Raw genomic sequence first — 18,258 nt, forward strand, 5'->3', positions numbered from 1 at the left:
TTTATTTAACTCCAATGTATTTTTTTATTTCGTTCAATTTCATAAGTGCTTCAACAGGAGTGAGTGTATCGATATCTATATTTTCAATTTCTTCTTTGATTTGCATTAGCACAGGATCATCTAATTGAAAAAATGAAAGTTGCATGTCGGCTTCAACCTCTGCTGCCAAAGCTTTTGCTTCAGCTTTTAAATCTCCTGAATGATTTTTCTCCAGTTTTAATAAAACCTGCTCAGCTTTTTGTAGCACTTCTTTTGGCATACCTGCCATTTTAGCAACGTGGATTCCAAAGCTATGGGCGCTTCCACCGGGAACCAATTTACGCATGAAAATCACCTTATTGCCGACTTCTTTTACAGAAACGTTGTAGTTTTTAATGCGATCAAAAATCTGAGACATTTCATTTAACTCGTGATAATGAGTAGCAAACAATGTCTTTGGGTTAGCAATTTTATTTTGATGTAAATATTCTGTAATGGACCAGGCGATAGAAATACCGTCATAGGTAGAAGTACCTCTTCCTATTTCATCTAAAATAATCAATGACCTTTCGGATAAATTGTTCAGGATACTTGCCGTTTCATTCATTTCTACCATAAAGGTTGATTCACCTGAAGATATGTTGTCAGAAGCGCCAACCCTTGTAAATACCTTGTCAACCAAACCTAATTTAGCGGATGCCGCAGGGACAAAAGACCCCATTTGCGCCATTAAGCTAATAATAGCAGTTTGTCTTAGTAAGGCAGATTTACCGGACATATTAGGACCGGTAATCATGATGATTTGTTGTCTATCGTTATCTAGAAATACATCATTAGAAATGTAATCTTCTCCTACAGGCAATTGGTGCTCAATTACTGGGTGACGTCCATCTTTAATATCAATTGACAGTGATTCATTCATTTCTGGTTTGCAGTACATATTTGTCATTGCAATATTTGCAAACGAATGAAGACAATCTAATTTCGCTAATTGAACTGCATTGTGTTGAATAGGAGTAATGTAGGTTGCCATTGCATTGATCAATTCTCCAAGCAATTGACTTTCTAGAGTATGAATTTTCTCTTCGGCACCTAAAATTTTTGATTCATATTCCTTTAATTCTTCAGTAATGTATCTTTCAGCATTAACTAAAGTTTGTTTTCTGATCCACTCTGCAGGAACTTTATCTTTATGTGTGTTTCTAACCTCAATGTAGTAACCAAAAACATTGTTGAAGGCAATTTTAATACTTGGAATTCCAGTGTTTTCTGCTTCTCTGTTTTTTAGATTTTCTAAGTAATCTTTACCTGTATTGAGGATGTTTCTCAGATCATCTAATTCTGGATTTACACCATACGCAATAACTTCACCTTTGCCAATTGCTACGGCAGGATCTTCTGTTATCTCTCTTTGGATCCTTTCTTTTAAAGCCTCACATGTGTTAAGGTTATCTGCAATTGTAACCAAAGGCTTGCATTTAGCTTTGTTACAAGCAGCTTTGATAGGTTCAATAGCAGTTAAAGCCCTATTCAGTTGTACAATTTCTTTAGGATTGATTCTACCTGTTGCAACTTTAGAAATGATACGTTCAAGATCTCCTATTTCTTTTAGTTGAGAGAGTAATTCATCTTTAAATTCAGGATGTTGAATTAGATAATCTACCACTTCATGTCTTTCCTGTATCGGAGCCAATTCTTTAAGCGGCAGCACCATCCAACGTTTAAGCATTCTGCTTCCCGGAGGGGTAACAGTTTGATCTAAAATATCAATCAGAGTTGTAGCGTCTTCATTATAAGAATAAAGCAATTCCAGGTTTCTGATTGTAAATCTGTCCAACCAAACATATTTATCTTCTTCTATTCTTGAAATATGTTTGATGTGGGCTGTTTTGTCATGTTGAGTTTCAGATAAATAATGAAGTACAGCTGATCCGGCAATTGTAGCCAAATCCATATGTGCGATACCAAAACCTTTTAATGATTTTACTTCAAAATGCTTGGCTAAATTTTCATTGGCAAAGTCAATTGTAAAAACCCAATCATCTAATCGGTAAGTGTAAAATTTGTCTGAAAAATGCTCTTGATATTTCTTTTGTTCACCTTTTTGGTAGAGAATCTCTTTAGGTTGAAAACCTTGAATCAGTTTATCTACATATTCAAATCCACCTTCTGCTACCAAAAACTCTCCTGTAGAAACATCAATAAAAGCAACACCTGCACGGTTTCCGTTAAAATGAATAGCACACAAAAAGTTGTTCTGCTTTCCTTCTAAAACTTTGTCATTGTATGAAACACCCGGAGTAACCAATTCAGTAACACCTCTTTTAACAATAGTTTTGGTCATTTTAGGATCCTCAAGCTGATCACAAATAGCCACACGAAAACCTGCGCGAACCAATTTTGGTAGATAAGTATCCAGCGAGTGATGAGGGAAACCGGCTAAAGCAATTTCTGAGGCTGTTCCATTTTTTCTTTTTGTCAGAACGATATTAAGCACATTTGCAGCTTTTACCGCATCTTCACCAAAAGTTTCGTAAAAATCCCCAACCCTGAACAATAACAATGCATCCGGATACTTAGATTTAATCTGGTTATATTGTTTCATGAGCGGGGTTTCCGCTGGTTTTTTTTCTTTTTTATCGGCCACGAAATCACTGATTTTGAACTAACGAATATACCACATAGCCTCTGAAATTTACCCAGAGTTTTTCCCAATTTATCATTAGTTGTCAACAAAAAATGCGAATTTCGTTCTGAAATTTTAAGTACATGAACAGAAAATTAAAACTGCAAGAATTAGGTAGGATGAGTATCGAAGAGTTTAAAGATGCCGATAAAACTCCTTTAATAGTTATTCTTGACAACATCCGAAGTTTAAATAATGTTGGTTCTGTATTTAGAACGTCAGATTGTTTTAGGGTTGCCAAAATATTTTTGTGTGGTATTACGGCAACACCACCGCATAGAGATATTCATAAAACGGCAATTGGAGCTACAGAATCCGTAGAGTGGGAGTATTCCGAATCTACTTTAAATGTTGTAAAATCTCTTCAGGAAAAGGGATGGAGTTGTTATGCCATTGAACAAACTGCAGATTCAATTTCATTGGACGACTTTAATCCGGATGGTAAAACTGCCATTGTTATGGGTAATGAGGTGGATGGTGTTCAGCAAGAAGTAATAGATGCTTGTAAAGGTTCAATTGAGGTGCCTCAATTTGGAACAAAACATTCACTGAACATCTCTGTTTGTACGGGAATAGTTGTGTGGGATTTGTGGCAAAAATTAAGTCAGTAGTAGTTATTCTTTTACAAAAGTAACGTACTGTTTTATCTGCTTAAAAATTAGGGATACCCTATAAGTTCCGGGAGGTAATTTCGTAATATCAACTATGTCTTGATCCACAGAGTGACCAGTAATCACAGTTTCATTTTCCATATTCTCAATTTTGTATTCAAAAGCACCCGGATAAGATACCGTTACAAATTTTTGCTCCTGATCAATTTCTGCCTCTAATTTTGGTCCTGTATCAGGTTCAATATATGGCATTAATTGAGTGATTGTGAAAGTATTTTTGTCCGTACATCCAATAACATCAGTTACTTCTAATTCGTATGACCCTCCTTTAACATCTACCAAATCTCTTTGAGTGCTAATAACTTTCCCATCTTTTCTCCACTTGTAAGTGTAAGGGAAGGTACCACCTTCAATATTTACTTCTAATTTTCCAAGATGATCGGCAGTTTCTTCTACCATGGTTCTTCTTTTAATCAGAATTTTATTTACCACAATTTGTATTTCATCTTCACCACCACAAGCGCCTTCTTTTACTACTTTATATGTATTCACTCCGGCAGGTGGCTGAAAAGGAACGCCATCTTTTACTCCATTACTCCAATGTACTTCACCTGAAGCTCCGTGAACAATTAATGTAGTGTATTCACCCTCACAAATAGTTCCGTCAGTTGTTGTAGCTAATACAACACCTTTTTCATTTACTTTAATGTCAATTGTATTAGGACATTCTTTAGGGTTTGAGCTTTTTACAGTATAAGTGGTAGTTCCTACTGGTGGTTTAAAAGGTACACCATTTTGAACACCTTTATCCCACTCGAACTTACTATTGTTGTCAGATTTTCCCTTTAAGACAATTTCTTCTCCAAAACACATGGTTGTTGGTCCGTTGACTTCAATTTCTAGTGGAATACATCCCGGTGAAATAACTACTTTACCATTGTCAGAATTAACTCCTTGTACATGATTAACACTGGTAGCTTTTGCATCTGCATAACTGCTTCCGCCTCCGCCTCCTGACCAGCATCCGGCACCACCACCATAGTAGCCACCGCCACCACCGCCACCAGAAGTACTATCTGGTGCATGTCCACCACGACCTAGTTTACCGTCTTCAGCTTTAGGGTAAGTAATCCATTTTCCACCAATTCCTCCGGCCGATTGTGTTCCACCTCTACCTGTTGATTCGTGCCCGACTTCACTTTTTGATTGGCCGTCTACAGCAGTTAATCCACCTCCGTCTCCTCCGTGATCACCTCCTACGGGCCAGTTAGATCCTGCTCCGCCACCGCCACCGGCAACTAAAATTCTATCTTCTAAACCTGATCCACCAATTCTAATGTCACTGGCGCCACCGCCACCGCCACCACAAAAAGGACCATATTCTCCTGTGTTGTTTCCGTCTCCACCACCATTAAAGCCTCCTTTTCCCTGGTAAGTATCGGTAGCGTTATCTCCTTTTCCTCCAACAAAAACATAAATTTTTTGTCCCGGCTCAACTGGATAAGATGCGGTAAGTTTTCCACCTTTTCCAGGTTTATATTTATCTGGATATCTACCTTTTTCCCAACTGCTAAATCCACCGCCCGCTCCTTGCAGCTCCACATTGATCATGGTAACTCCTTCTGGAACAATATAAGTTTGAAACTTACCCGTGTATTCAAATACCTTTACTTCTTGAGCAATTGAGGCATTTGCAATAAAAAATGCAGCGAATAATATGATTTTATTTATCAGTTGTTTCACTAATGTGATTTTTTGACCAAACGAATTTAACAATAATCTAAAAGTTCAACTGCCTTAAATAAACAAAAACAGTGCCCGAACATCAAATTATTACAGATGACAAAAAAAATGGTTCAAAAATTATCCTATTGTAACCTTTTAAATTGAACTAGCATATAATTGGGTAACAAACCAAAAAAACTATCACAATGAAAAAGTCTTTTTACTTATTCATCTTATTTATTGCATTTCACTTTACCGGTTTTACTCAAGTTAATGATGATATTTCAGTTGTTTGCATGGGGTATGGAAAAGAGGCAGAGCGTACATTTTGGGTGCGTGGTCAAAAAGCAATAACTTTTGTTGATTACTTATTTGAACAAGAAGGGAAATCAAAGAAAGGATGTAAACACAAGTTTAAGAACGTATCTATACCTGGTGTTGAAGGTTCTTTGACCTTAAAAATACATGAAGGAGTTCATGGCAGAAAGAAGGAGGGGAATTGTATTTCATCTTACTTTAACACTTTTGAAAACGAAAAATACAAAGCTTCCCGCATGTCAAAAATGGAAGAAGGTGAGCAAATAGGCATCATCATCTACGTTAAAAAAGCAGGTCGTAACAAGCATACTACTAAAACTGACAGAACAGCTTTAGTGAATTATATCAGAAAGAATTGTAAAGATTAAAATTGATTGAGGATATCCTCGTCAACCAAATTAGGGAGCGTTACTTTCAAGTCTGGAGTGCGCTCCATTTCTCTTTTAATAGCAAATATTGCACCTTCATTTCTAGCCCAACTTCTTCTGGCAATTCCGTTATTTACATCCCAATGTAACATCATTTTTAATCTGCGATCAGCTTCAGGAGATCCATCTAGTAGCATCCCAAATCCTCCATTGATTACTTCTCCCCAGCCAACACCGCCTCCGTTGTGAATTGAAATCCATGTAGCACCTCTAAAACCATCTCCAATAACATTGTGAATGGCCATGTCAGCAGTGAATTTTGATCCATCATAGATGTTAGATGTTTCTCTGAAAGGAGAATCTGTACCTGAAACATCATGGTGATCTCTTCCTAAAACAACAGGACCAATTTTTCCTGATTTGATTGCATTATTAAAAGCTTCGGCAATTTTCATTCTACCTTCAGCATCTGCATATAATATTCTTGCTTGTGACCCAACTACTAATTTGTTTTCCTGTGCACCTTTGATCCATTGGATGTTATCTGCCATTTGCTGTTGAATTTCAGAAGGAGAATTTTTTCTTATTTCTTCAAGCACTTGACAAGCAATATCATCTGTCATTTGTAAATCCTCAGGTTTTCCTGAAGTACAAACCCATCTAAAAGGACCAAATCCGTAGTCAAAACACATTGGACCCATAATGTCCTGAACGTATGAAGGGTATCTGAAGTCGATTCCGTTTTCAGCCATAATATCTGCTCCGGCTCTTGATGCTTCCAATAAAAAGGCATTTCCATAGTCAAAGAAATAGGTTCCTTTTGCGGCATGTTTGTTTACTGAATCAGCATGTCTTTTTAATGTTTCCTGCACTCTTAATTTAAAAGTATCAGGATCATTGGCCATCATTTCATTGGATTCTTCATAAGACATGTCAACCGGGTAATATCCTCCCGCCCATGGATTATGCAATGAAGTTTGATCAGAACCTAAGTCAACGTAAATATTTTCCTGATCAAATTTTTCCCATACATCTACTACATTCCCTTGGTAGGCTATTGAAACTACTTCATTGTTTGCTTTGGCTTCACTTACTCTTGCACATAGCTCATCCAAATCTTCTATTACTTCGTCTACCCATCCTTGTGAGTGTCTGGTATGAGTTGCTTTTGGATTTACTTCAGCAGTTACAGAGATTACCCCCGCAATATTTCCTGCTTTTGGCTGTGCGCCTGACATACCACCAAGGCCTGCAGTAAGGAAAAGTTTCACATTTCCGTCATCTCCATTTTTAAGTTTTCTGCAAGCATTTAAAACGGTGATAGTGGTTCCGTGAACAATTCCTTGAGGTCCAATGTACATGTATGAACCAGCTGTCATTTGACCATATTGTGTTACACCTAAAGCATTGAATCTTTCCCAATCATCCGGTTTAGAATAATTAGGAATCATCATTCCGTTTGTTACAACAACTCTTGGAGCATCTTTATGTGAAGGGAAAAGTCCCATTGGGTGGCCAGAATACATTACCAATGTTTGTTCATCTGTCATTTCAGACAAATACTTCATTGTAAGTCTGTATTGAGCCCAGTTTTGAAAAACGGCGCCATTTCCTCCGTAGGTAATTAATTCATGAGGATGTTGAGCTACAGCATAATCCAAATTGTTTTGGATCATCACCATAATAGATTTTGCTTGTAAACTCTTACCTGGATATTCATCAATAGGACGCGCATACATTTTATAAGCCGGGCGATATCTGTACATGTAAATACGACCGTATTTTTCTAATTCTTCAGCAAAATCTATAGCTAATTCTTTGTGCTGTTTTTTGGGAAAATATCTTAAAGCATTGCGCAGTGCTAGTTTTTTCTCCTCTTTGGTTAAAATGTCCTTTCTTTTTGGAGCATGGTTGATTTGAGGATCATATTCTTTTTTAGCTGGAATTTCATTAGGAATACCCTGGCAAATGTCTGCTTTAATATCTTCTATTGTCATAACAAAAAATTGAGTGCACAAAGATATAAGTTTGTTAGATTTTAATCAGATAATAACCACTCAATTGCTTTTTCTTCATCCTTGAAAACTTTGCTAGGATACCTCGTGTCAATTAATTTTCTGTAAACATTTATTATGATTCGGTTTCCAAGAGATTCTACGATAATGGCCTCCTTTAGCTTCATGTTAACATCAGCTATTTTCTTTTTAGCTTCCATTGAAGGCGTAGTAAGATTATTACGAGTGTCTACAAGTATTTTATACTGTTTGTCACCACAAAGTTGATTGGCAATTTTGATTTGTGCTTCTGCTTCTTTCAAATCAAAAGGCTCACTAGTTTTAATAAACTCTAGACGTAAAAAACCCCTTGAGTCCAAACTCATTTTAGTTACACCAGTTTCGTAGATTTTGGCAGACATAAATTGAAAGATAAAAAAAAATGGGAATTTACAATCTTAGATTTAAAGAATGTGATATTGATAATGAGTGAATTAAAGTTTTACTCCAATGATACACACGTCGTCCAACTGCTCAAAATCACCTTTCCATTGATTAAAATTATTCGCCAAAACTTCGCCTTGAAACTCAATTGAACTATTGGCATTATCAAGCAATAATTTTTTCAGATTCTTATACTTTAATTTTTTACCTTTTTCACCTCCAAATTGATCTGCATAACCATCTGTAAAGACATAGAGTAGATCATCTTTTAGAATGTCTATTTCCACAGTGTTGAAAGAGGAATATTCATAGTGAAGACCAATAGGCTGTTTGTCACCTTTGAACTCTTTTAATAAGATACCATTTTCAGTATCTACAAAATCTTTTTCATCTACTTCACCCTCCTTAATTTTTCGTACTAACCATAAAGGATTATTAGCACCTGCGAATTTCAATTTAGAGGTAGATTTATCAAAACAGCACAAAGCGATATCCATCCCATCTTTTACTTTCATACCGCTTTTTTTGAAAGTTTCTATCACTAAATCTCTTGTGCAGTCAAGAATTTTTCCCGGTTCTTTGTGACCAAATTCATGAACAGAACGGTTCAGTGCATTGTGACAAACAACAGAAACCATAGCGCCTGGAATTCCGTGACCTGTGCAGTCAGCAGCAGCCCAAATCACTGTATCTTCAATTATATCCATCCAATAAAAGTCTCCTGCCAAAATATCTTTAGGTTGATAGTAGATAAAACTTTCCGGAAGATGAGTTTTTACAAACTCAGTATTTGGCATTATGGCTTCTTGAATTCGTTTTGCATAATTAATAGAATCAAAAATCTCTTGATTTTTTTCCTCAATTTGCTGTTTTTGGATTTCGATTTTATCACTTTTACTTGAGATCTCTTCGTTTTTCAGTTGCAATTCTTGATTGGCCGCTTTTCTTTTAATATTTGATCTGATAGCAATAATAACCATGGCAAATAGCACCAAGCCTAAACTAGTTCCAAGAATCAGGAAATTTTGTTGACGCTCAATTTGCTCAGCTTTATTTTTTTCTCTTAAATCAGCAGCTAACAACTCAGCTTCCAGCTTTTCTTCTTCAATCTTAAGCATTTCGTTGTTGTACTTGGCTTCTAGTTCTTTTGATTGTTCTTTGTTATAGATTTCATCCAGACTGTCTCTGATGTCAATGTACTTTCGAAGTTTCTCATAAGATTCTTTGTAGTTGCCGGTTTTGTAATACAATTCTGAAATACCATCCAATACCTGAACTTGCCGGGCAGGAATTTTAAACTTTTCGGATAGTAAATCGGCTTCTTCGTAACAATCTTTAGCTTTTTTATAATTTCCCATTTTTAGGTACAAGCTTCCTAAGTTGGATAGCGTAGTAACCGTTCCATCTACATAATTGAGGTTTCTTTTTATGACAAGTGATTTTTCATAGATTTCAATGGCTTGGAGAATTAAATTTTGTTGCTGATATAAAATAGCAATGCTGTTATAGTTTCTGGCCATCCATGCAGAATCTTGTATTTCAATTGATTTTTGAAGAGATCTGTTTAGGTAAAATTCGGCCGTGTCAAAAGACTCATTATTTCTATAAACCACACCTCTGTTTTTGTCATTAGATAATTGTCTTTCAATTAAAAAAGCGTTTGGATTATCTATCTGCACATAGTGAATTTCAGATTCATCCATGTATTGAATTGCTTTTGAATCTTCACCTATGCTTTTCATTTGTACACCAATTGCATTGTTTATTACACAGGCAAATTTGTGGTCGTCCGGATATAAGTTTAAGGCTTCTTGATACATTTCATAAGCTTCATCTTCCCTTCCTAATGCTCTGTAGACATATCCCATAGAAAGAATTAGTTTCATCTCTTTGTCTCTTTCACCTTCTGATCTATAAATCAACAATGCATTTGAATAGTATTCAAGTGCAAGGGATCTATCTAATTCCCATACCAGATAAAGTTGGCCATGTTGAACCAGGGCATCCGCTTTTTTTATTCTATTTTTAAGTTGATCAGCTGTTGCTTCTGCCTGAATTACATATTTGAAACTCTTAATAGAGTCTACAGATTCATAGTGATTAGACAATTTTATGTAATCATTGATGAGATTCGTGTCAAGATCTCTGTTGTGAATATTTTGCTCTAAAGAATCAGCATTGAGCTGAGCCTCAGCAGAAAAAGCTATTAAAAGAAGTATGATTAAGCTTTGAATTTTCACGAATCGAATTTAGCAATTCTTCTGTGTTAATCGGATTACTACATAGATAATTGTAGTTGTGTAAATAAAAAAAGGCTACCAATATTGGTAGCCTAAATTCGTTTGTTATTTTATCATTTACTATCTGTCTCCAACAAATCTTAAAATTGATAAAAACAAGTTGATGAATAAGATATATAATGTTAATCCTCCGATCAACTCTTGTTTTTGTCTTACTTCGCCTGTAACAGCAGGATTCATGGCTACTCTTTTAAGTCTTTGCATTTCCCAGGCAGTTAAACCTGTAAACACAAATAGTCCAAGAAAAGAAACTACCCAGCTGATCATTGGTGAACCGATTATCCAGTTAGCAATACTTGCTATGAACATTCCAATAAAAAGCATGTACAATAGACTTCCCATTTTAGAAAGGTCTGTTTTTGTGGTATATCCAATCAATGCCATAGCACCAAAAGCTCCTGCTGTAATGAAAAATGTAACAGCAATGCTTCCCATGCTATACACCATGAAAATAAAACTCAAGCTGATCCCTAGTAGAACTGAGTAAAGCAAATACATTGCTATTGCTGCACCCAAACTAATTTTATCGATTCTGAATTGCAAATAAAGAACCACAGCAAGTGGAGCAAAAGCAATAACATAAAACATGTAAGGAGAGACTGTTAAAATGTCAACCAAAAATCCAGTCTTTGCAGTGATAAATGCCAGAACTCCTGTAATTGAAAGTGCCAGAAACATGTATTTATATACACTTGCAAAAAAGGTTCTGGTATTTTCTGCAACATTTACTTCTGAATCTATAATTTCGTAACTATCGTAACTCATAATTTTAATTAAGTTTTGTCTATCAAATTTAATAAATAATTAGTTCTAATTTTGTTGAAAAGACGGCAATTTTCTTACCAAATGGAAAATTCTGCCAAAATGACTTAAAAAGATACCAAATGATAGTAGTTACAGGTGCCGCAGGATTCATTTCGTCATGTTTAGTTAGTGAATTAAACAAAAATGGATACCAAAACATTGTAGTAGTAGATGATTTTTCAAAAACTGAAAAAGCGACTAATTTGGAAGGGAAGACAATTGTAGCTAAGGTGTCAAGAGGTGAATTTTTTGAATGGGCCAAGGACTTTGTTGGTGAAATTGAGTTCATTTTTCACCTGGGAGCCAGGACAGATACTACAGAATTTAATCAAGCGATTTTTGATGAATTGAACCTGAACTACTCTAAAAAAATGTGGCAATTGTGTGCTGATAACAACATCCCATTGGTATATGCAAGTAGTGCGGCAACATACGGTTTAGGTGAGTTAGGTTATAAAGATGATCATTCAATTGTAGATAAATTGAAACCGTTAAATCCATATGGAGAATCAAAAAATGACTTTGACATTTGGGCATTAAAACAGGATAAACAGCCTCCTTTTTGGGCTGGGCTTAAATTTTTCAATGTGTATGGCCCCAATGAATATCATAAAGGGCGTATGGCATCTGTTATTTTACATGCGTTTAGACAAATTACTGAAACGGGCAAAATGAAATTGTTTGCTTCACATAATCCTGATTACAAAGATGGGGAGCAATTGAGAGACTTTGTGTATGTAAAAGATGTGGTAAGCGTTTGTATGTATCTAATGGACAAAAGACCGGCCAATGGTTTATACAATTTGGGCACCGGTGAGGCAAGAACATTTTTGGATTTGACAAAGGCAACATTTAAGGCAATGGGAAAAGAAGCAGATATTTCATTTGTTCCTACCCCTGAAGATATTAGAGATAAATATCAGTACTTCACAGAGGCAGATATGTCTAAACTTGTTTCAAGTGGATACTCGAAAAAATTCTATACTTTAGAAGAAGGTGTTAACGATTACGTTCAACATTATTTAATGTCAGACAGCTACATGTAATGATCAATTCAGTTGAGGATGTAGTGTCTCAAAAAAGACCCAATGGAAGAGATTGAACACGACATTCAACAAAGAATTTTTAACTCAATAAAATTGCAATTGCCGAAAGGTGATAAATTGTCTCAGGTATTGCAAGATGAATTGCATATTTCACAAGATGCTTCTTACAGAAGATTAAGAGGTGATGTTCCACTAACTATTTACGAAACAAAAAAGCTTTGCGAAACTTTTGGATTGTCTTTTGATGATTACGGAACCCTTCAAAAGGGTAAAGTTCAGTTCTCTTTTAATCCTTTGGCAACAATAGATATGAATTACAAATCATATCTAACCGGATTGAGAGATGGTTTAAAGCAAATTAGAGAACTTGATGGTGCTCATCTAATAATGACCATCAATGACACACCGCTTTTTCAGGTTTTTAATTTGCCTCACATTACCAGATTCAAGTTCTTTTTTTGGGCAAAAACTTATCTGCAGATGCCTGAATACAAGGATGAGAAATTTAAAAGAGAAAAGATTGATAAAGAGTCTCTTTCAATAGGAATTGAAGCACTGAATTTATACAATGCCATTCCTAGTACAGAAATATATGGTCTTGAAACTTTACGTGGAACATTGAGACAAGTAGAATATTATTTTGATTCGCATTTGTTTGAAGATCCCACTTATGCCTTGGAGATAATAGATAATTTACAGCAACTGATAGATCACATGAAAGTTCAGGCTGAAAATGGAGCCAAGTTTACAAGAGGCAACGAACCAATTACCTCAGGAAATGAGTTTAATATGTACATGAATGAAACTTATGTTGCAGATAACACTTATCTCATTAAATGGAATACAGGTTCTGCTGTTTATATATCACATAATGTGATGAATTATCTGGTAACATTTGACCCATATTATGCTCAGGAAACTGAGCGCATTGTGATGATGCTAAGAGATAACTCAAGCCTAATTTCAAAAATCAACGCCAAGGAGAGAAACAAGTTCTTCGGGAACTTAGAACGTACAATCCTTAATTTCCGAAGAAAAGTAGAGGCTGAGCTAGACTTCTAGAAAGAAGGAGCTGATATTGATCTATACTTTTTGACTTGAATTTTCTTGTCTTTAGGATATTTCAATGTAAAGCCTAGCTTATATTTTTTAACTTCTCCAGGTTGCAAGTTTACTTTCCATCTTAATAAGCCTGTGGTCTCATTGTAAATAGCTTCAGAAGTTTCATCAACCGTTACTTGAATATCGCTGTCTTGTGAAATTGGAATTTGGTCAAATAGATCAATTTCTACTGCAATTTCTCTATTATTTCTAATACTAATCTCATACACATAATTGTCTTTACGATTGTTTCCAACTACTTTTTTATCACTGAACTCTTCTAGTTTTTTACGCGTGATTACAATTCTGTTATCTCTACCAAAAGAAAGTCTTAATGTATCTCCAACATTTCTAGTATTGATGTAAGATTGTCCAACATAGGTGTCCGCAAAATAAACGTTAGTAGGACCAGGAACTAAATCCAATTTTTCCCAACCTACAATGTTGGCAAGTAAAAATGCATCCTTATCTAATTTAGGAACAGCTTTGTGCGAAAAAGTAGCATCTAATTCATTGTCCGCCACTTCAACTAAGTACGGTTTTGAATCTGCCGGAATAGTATACTTATCGTCAATTTCAAATTCTGTGCTTAGTTCTGACACTTCTATTGTAGTGAATCTCAAATTTGGGTTCTTGTTAAATTGATTAGCACCATTTTGAAAATTTTGCTCAGATCCGTCAAATAGTAATCCGCTTAAGTTCATTGATTGAGATGGTGCATTCGCATTTTGATAATATTGTTTAAACTCATTTTTTTGAGGAACAACGTATTGATTTCCTTTGTAATAATCAGATGATTGTTGATTTAATGAGGCATAATTTAAATACCAAGGACTAAGAACTGGAGCAGAAGCTGATAGATTTGGATCAGATGTAGACAACGTTAATTTGACATCATTCCAGTCATTACCTGTATTGTTATAAACTTTGGCCTTGTAAGTTAAGTTGATTTTCCCTTTAACGTCAGCCGCCGAAAGGTCGTAGTTAGCTTGCCATCCGCAATTAGAAACTATGTATTTTATTTCTGTATTTATTGTTTGATCAATATCCGAATCTACTATTACAATGATTTGATTGCTTTTAATAGTTTCTTCATAGTTTAACTCTGAAAGCTGATTTTGATATTTGTATTTTAAATCATTGTAGGATTTAATTTCATTGTCATACTTGGTCAAAGTTTTGTTGATGGACATTATTCTTTCTCTATAGAAATCGGCCATTGCTCGCAATTCTTCTACCGTTAGATTTTTTTGATCTCCTTTGATAGATTTGTTGCTTAGGATTAAGCTTTTTTCTTCTGCATATGCAGATCTTTCATTATTCAAATCAATAACCTTATTGCCTAAAATTTCAATTGAGTCTCTAATGGTGGTTATTCTTGGATTGTTTTCTACAAAACTTATGTAATCAACTTCAGCACTAACAGAAACTAAACTTAGCTTCTTATCTGCAGTAAATTGGCAGCTTTTGTGATCAGCAACTGTACTGATTTGTTTAAAAATCAATTTGTTTCTTCCCTTTTTTACATTGATTTTGGCGTTTCTTGTGATCTCACCTCCAGTAATAAAAACGGTTACATTTTTTATGTCACTGCTTATTTTAGTTTCTGTGATTTTTTGTCCAAATGAAAATTGAGTTAAAATCAAGGCTGATAATGCTAATGTAAATTGCTTCATAGTTGCTGGATTGAAATTGAAATTTATATTATTTGTGTGAAACAGATACTCTTAACAACATTTTTTAACAAGTATTTATGATCCACAATCATAAATACAACTCAATGTATAAAAGGTTCAAATCCAAATTTTAGATCCTTCTGAACAGTTTTTACAGATATCAATTTTAGTTCGATCTTTCCAAACTTGATTTCTGAATTGCTGATAAACATCCGCCTTCCAAATTTTGTTAAATGATTTTTGAGAGATGTTGCCCATATTGTATTTGGCATCTTTGTCAAAACAGCATGGAACAACTGTTCCATCCCATGTAAATACACAAGAGCTCCACATACGCCAACAAGAGTTTTTATACTTGTTTTTAAGTATGTATTCTCCCGTTTTAGTTTTTTTGTATCTCGAATAATCAGGGTTTTCAGGTATTAATTCATTGCCAGATTCATAATCGTAAATTTGAATGGTTTTGAAGTTAATTCTGTCAACACCTAATTTGTTTGAAAGCGCTTTCGCCTCTTCAATTTCATGTTCATTTTGTTTACTTACCAAGAACTGAAAAGTGATAATAGGTAATTTAGATTTCAATTTTTTTCTTGCAGCAACCAGGTTTTTAGTACCCTCCAGTACTTTGTCTAATTTTCCTTCAATTCTATAGTTTTGGTAAGTTTCTTGCGTGATTCCATCTATTGAAATGATAACTTCACTCATTCCTGACTGGACTACTTTTTCTGCAGCTTTTTCACTAATAAAGTGAGCATTTGTAGAAGTAAGAACATAGATGTTTCTATTGCTTGCTTCTTTTACCAGGTCTAAAAAAAGCGGATTAATAAAAGGCTCACCTTGAAAATAGTAATTGATATATTGAAGATTTTTTCCGAGTCCGTCTAGAATGTTTTGGTTGACAGATGGTTTTAAATTTCCGGTGGGCCTGGTAAACTGTTTCAAACCTGATGGACACTGTGGACACTTTAGATTGCAGGCCGTAGTTGGCTCAATAGAAACGGCAATTGGGCTCCCCCAATGTATAGGTTTCTTAGTCAAATTAGTAACAACATATGAAGACTTAAGCAAGAAATAATTCCATACTCTACCTAAAGTAAGTTGTTTCAGTATTTGTCTGTTTCTAGGGTCCATTTACACGGTAAACTTACAACATAAAAAGGGTTGATTTTGAGGAAAATTGAAATTTTATGTTGCTGTATAGTTAAGAGAATATTAGGTGAGTGTGGTTAAAAATTTAACAACCGACTGTTTTATCAGGTTTCTTTTTCGTAAATTAGCTACGCTTAATGAAAAAATATACCTTAATCATGAAGAAAATTTTACTATTATTTAGTGTATTACTTGCAGCTGCAATTACAAATGCGCAAGTAATTTTTTATGTTGAAGCACCTTCATCAAATGAAGGAAACTACGACATGACTTATGCATCAGGAACTTCTTGGGGTTCACCTGATATGACTGACCCTGCAAACTCTGTAACAGGAGAGCTTTGTATGGCAGATGACGGAACTGCAGGAGACTCTTTAGCTTGTAATGCAGTTGTAAATAACTTAACCGGAAAAGTTGCTTGTCTGTACAGAGGTAGCTGTGAGTTTGGAGTGAAAGCTTTGAATGCACAAAATGCCGGAGCAATTGCAGTTATCATTATTAACAATATTCCTGGATCTCCGGTTGGAATGAATGGAGGTACTCAAGGTACTAACGTTAATATTCCGGTTATTATGATCTCTGATGTGGCTGGTGCTACTTTGAAAGCAGAAATGGAAGCTTGTAGTGGTACAACTGTATTTATCGGTTCAAAAACCGGTTATTATGCAAACGACTTAGGATTTTATCCTGAGCATGTATTGAGAGCAGAGAACTTTGGTAATATCCAGGAGTTGTCTCAAAATGCTTCAGAATTTTCTGTAGAGTTGGGAGCTTGGGTAATTAACTATGGATCTGATCCTCAGACAAATGTTGTGTTATCAGCAACTGTAGATAACGGTTCAAATCTTTACACAAATTCTGGAACTGCTATTGCAACTTTAGCTTCTGGAGATTCTGCATTTGTTAGTTTGCCTACATTCTCGCAATCTACTTATGCAAATGGATATTATAATGTAGTTTATACAATTACATCTGATCAAACTGAAGATTTCCCAGATGATAATACACAGAATGCTGATTTTATGATGAGTGATTCATTGTTCTCTTATTCAAGAATCAATACTTCTACAAATCACCCTGAAGCTGTAGCTTATTATAGATCTTCTGATGCAGTTTCATCAAATTCAGGATGTTTGGCTTTTAGAGATCCTAACGCATCAAGAGTAGCTATTAAAGGGATGACATTCTCTGGAACAACTTCTCAAAATCCAAATCCAACTTCTATTGATGGTGAGTATGTACAAGTTTTTGCGTACGAGTGGAATGATGTATTTACAGATTTAAATGATGCCAATTATGCGGTTTCAAACTTAAATCAAATTGCAAGTGCTGAGTATATCTATACTGCCGATTTGCAACAAGAGCAAATTTATGTTGATTTTGAATCTCCGGTTTTATTGATAGATGATCAAAGATATTTATTCTGTTTTGTTCACTATGGTGAAAATGTTTACTCAGGATATGATACAGAAATTGATTATAACTGGAATTTAGAAACTTATTTGCAACCACAATTCCCTGGTGAGTCTGATGGTAGCTGGTTTGCAACTGGTTTTGGAACAGATATCGTTCCTGCTTTGACTGTGAACATGTTTGCAACTGCAGTAGGAATTGAAGAGGAAACAGCTAACGATAACATATTAGCTTATCCAAATCCTGCAAATGTTGAGGTTAACATCCCAATGGGTGAAAATTACGGAGCAATTGCATTAACTATTACAGATATGGCTGGTAAAGTTATTAGCACTCAAAATATTGAGATGCAAGGACCAGTATTGAAAGTTGATGTTTCTTCATTGGCGTCTGGAACTTATTTGTTCAACGTATTACACGGAGATGAGAATGAAGTGATGACTATCAGTATCGCAAAATAATTTTAATCTTATTTGATAAGAGCCTCAAGGATTTCCTTGGGGCTTTTTTTTGCACCTTACTTTTAGTAATGATAAAGTTCTGTTGATATAACTGTTCAGATAATTGTCATCTTATTTCAATAGAAGTTAAGAGATCGAATAGGGCAGTAGTAGTATACCCAAACAAGTGTTTTTTTCCCTTTA

Annotated in this window: 13 protein-coding genes; 5 read left to right on the forward strand and 8 right to left on the reverse strand. The window is 35.1% G+C overall.

What is annotated here, in order from left to right:
• Position 1: 1 nt before the first annotated feature.
• Positions 2-2,584 (reverse strand): DNA mismatch repair protein MutS, encoded by a 2,583-nt coding sequence (mutS, locus tag K6119_RS15450; protein WP_221833117.1) that lies wholly within the window; start codon positions 2,582-2,584, stop codon positions 2-4.
• A 164-nt stretch (positions 2,585-2,748) separates the two neighbouring features.
• Between mutS and K6119_RS15455 the strand changes: the two genes are divergently transcribed.
• Complete coding sequence (locus K6119_RS15455) at positions 2,749-3,276, forward strand: RNA methyltransferase (protein ID WP_221833118.1); 528 nt, start codon at positions 2,749-2,751, stop codon at positions 3,274-3,276.
• Positions 3,277-3,279: 3 nt separating this feature from the next.
• On the opposite strand, the gene K6119_RS15460 is transcribed toward K6119_RS15455, so the two are convergent.
• Positions 3,280-5,019 carry a glycine rich domain-containing protein gene (locus tag K6119_RS15460; protein WP_221833119.1) on the reverse strand — a complete coding sequence of 580 codons (1,740 nt, stop codon included), beginning with the start codon at positions 5,017-5,019 and terminating at the stop codon, positions 3,280-3,282.
• Positions 5,020-5,207: 188 nt separating this feature from the next.
• On the opposite strand from K6119_RS15460, the gene K6119_RS15465 reads away from it, so the two are divergent.
• Positions 5,208-5,687, forward strand: a complete 480-nt coding sequence (locus K6119_RS15465) for a hypothetical protein (RefSeq protein ID WP_221833120.1) — start codon at positions 5,208-5,210, stop codon at positions 5,685-5,687.
• Here K6119_RS15465 and K6119_RS15470 read toward each other — a convergent pair.
• The 4 genes from K6119_RS15470 to K6119_RS15485 form a co-directional block, all read right to left on the reverse strand.
• Positions 5,684-7,684 (reverse strand): urocanate hydratase, encoded by a 2,001-nt coding sequence (locus K6119_RS15470; protein ID WP_221833121.1) that lies wholly within the window; start codon positions 7,682-7,684, stop codon positions 5,684-5,686. The two genes, K6119_RS15465 and K6119_RS15470, sit on opposite strands and share 4 nt — an antisense overlap.
• A gap of 41 nt (positions 7,685-7,725) precedes the next feature.
• Positions 7,726-8,103 carry a DUF7793 family protein gene (locus K6119_RS15475; protein ID WP_221833122.1) on the reverse strand — a complete coding sequence of 126 codons (378 nt, stop codon included), beginning with the start codon at positions 8,101-8,103 and terminating at the stop codon, positions 7,726-7,728.
• Positions 8,104-8,175: 72 nt separating this feature from the next.
• Positions 8,176-10,365: a tetratricopeptide repeat protein gene (locus tag K6119_RS15480; protein WP_221833124.1), complete on the reverse strand. Its 2,190-nt coding sequence runs from the start codon at positions 10,363-10,365 to the stop codon at positions 8,176-8,178.
• 120 nt (positions 10,366-10,485) lie between these two features.
• Positions 10,486-11,190, reverse strand: a complete 705-nt coding sequence (locus K6119_RS15485; RefSeq protein ID WP_221833126.1) for a Bax inhibitor-1/YccA family protein — start codon at positions 11,188-11,190, stop codon at positions 10,486-10,488.
• Between the two features lie 119 nt (positions 11,191-11,309).
• On the opposite strand from K6119_RS15485, the gene rfaD reads away from it, so the two are divergent.
• Positions 11,310-12,275, forward strand: a complete 966-nt coding sequence (gene rfaD, locus K6119_RS15490; RefSeq protein WP_221833128.1) for an ADP-glyceromanno-heptose 6-epimerase — start codon at positions 11,310-11,312, stop codon at positions 12,273-12,275.
• A 42-nt stretch (positions 12,276-12,317) separates the two neighbouring features.
• Positions 12,318-13,337 (forward strand): hypothetical protein, encoded by a 1,020-nt coding sequence (locus tag K6119_RS15495; RefSeq protein WP_221833130.1) that lies wholly within the window; start codon positions 12,318-12,320, stop codon positions 13,335-13,337.
• Here the strand turns inward: K6119_RS15495 and K6119_RS15500 are convergent.
• Positions 13,334-15,052 carry a DUF4139 domain-containing protein gene (locus tag K6119_RS15500; protein WP_221833131.1) on the reverse strand — a complete coding sequence of 573 codons (1,719 nt, stop codon included), beginning with the start codon at positions 15,050-15,052 and terminating at the stop codon, positions 13,334-13,336. The two genes, K6119_RS15495 and K6119_RS15500, sit on opposite strands and share 4 nt — an antisense overlap.
• Positions 15,053-15,169: 117 nt before the next feature.
• Positions 15,170-16,183 carry a radical SAM/SPASM domain-containing protein gene (locus tag K6119_RS15505; protein WP_221833132.1) on the reverse strand — a complete coding sequence of 338 codons (1,014 nt, stop codon included), beginning with the start codon at positions 16,181-16,183 and terminating at the stop codon, positions 15,170-15,172.
• A 176-nt stretch (positions 16,184-16,359) separates the two neighbouring features.
• On the opposite strand from K6119_RS15505, the gene K6119_RS15510 reads away from it, so the two are divergent.
• On the forward strand, positions 16,360-18,075 hold the full coding sequence (locus tag K6119_RS15510; protein WP_221833133.1) for a T9SS type A sorting domain-containing protein: 1,716 nt from the start codon (positions 16,360-16,362) through the stop codon (positions 18,073-18,075).
• Positions 18,076-18,258 lie beyond the last annotated feature (183 nt).

The organism is Paracrocinitomix mangrovi (assembly GCF_019740355.2).
Taxonomy (GTDB): Bacteria; Bacteroidota; Bacteroidia; order Flavobacteriales_D; family Crocinitomicaceae; genus Paracrocinitomix; species Paracrocinitomix mangrovi.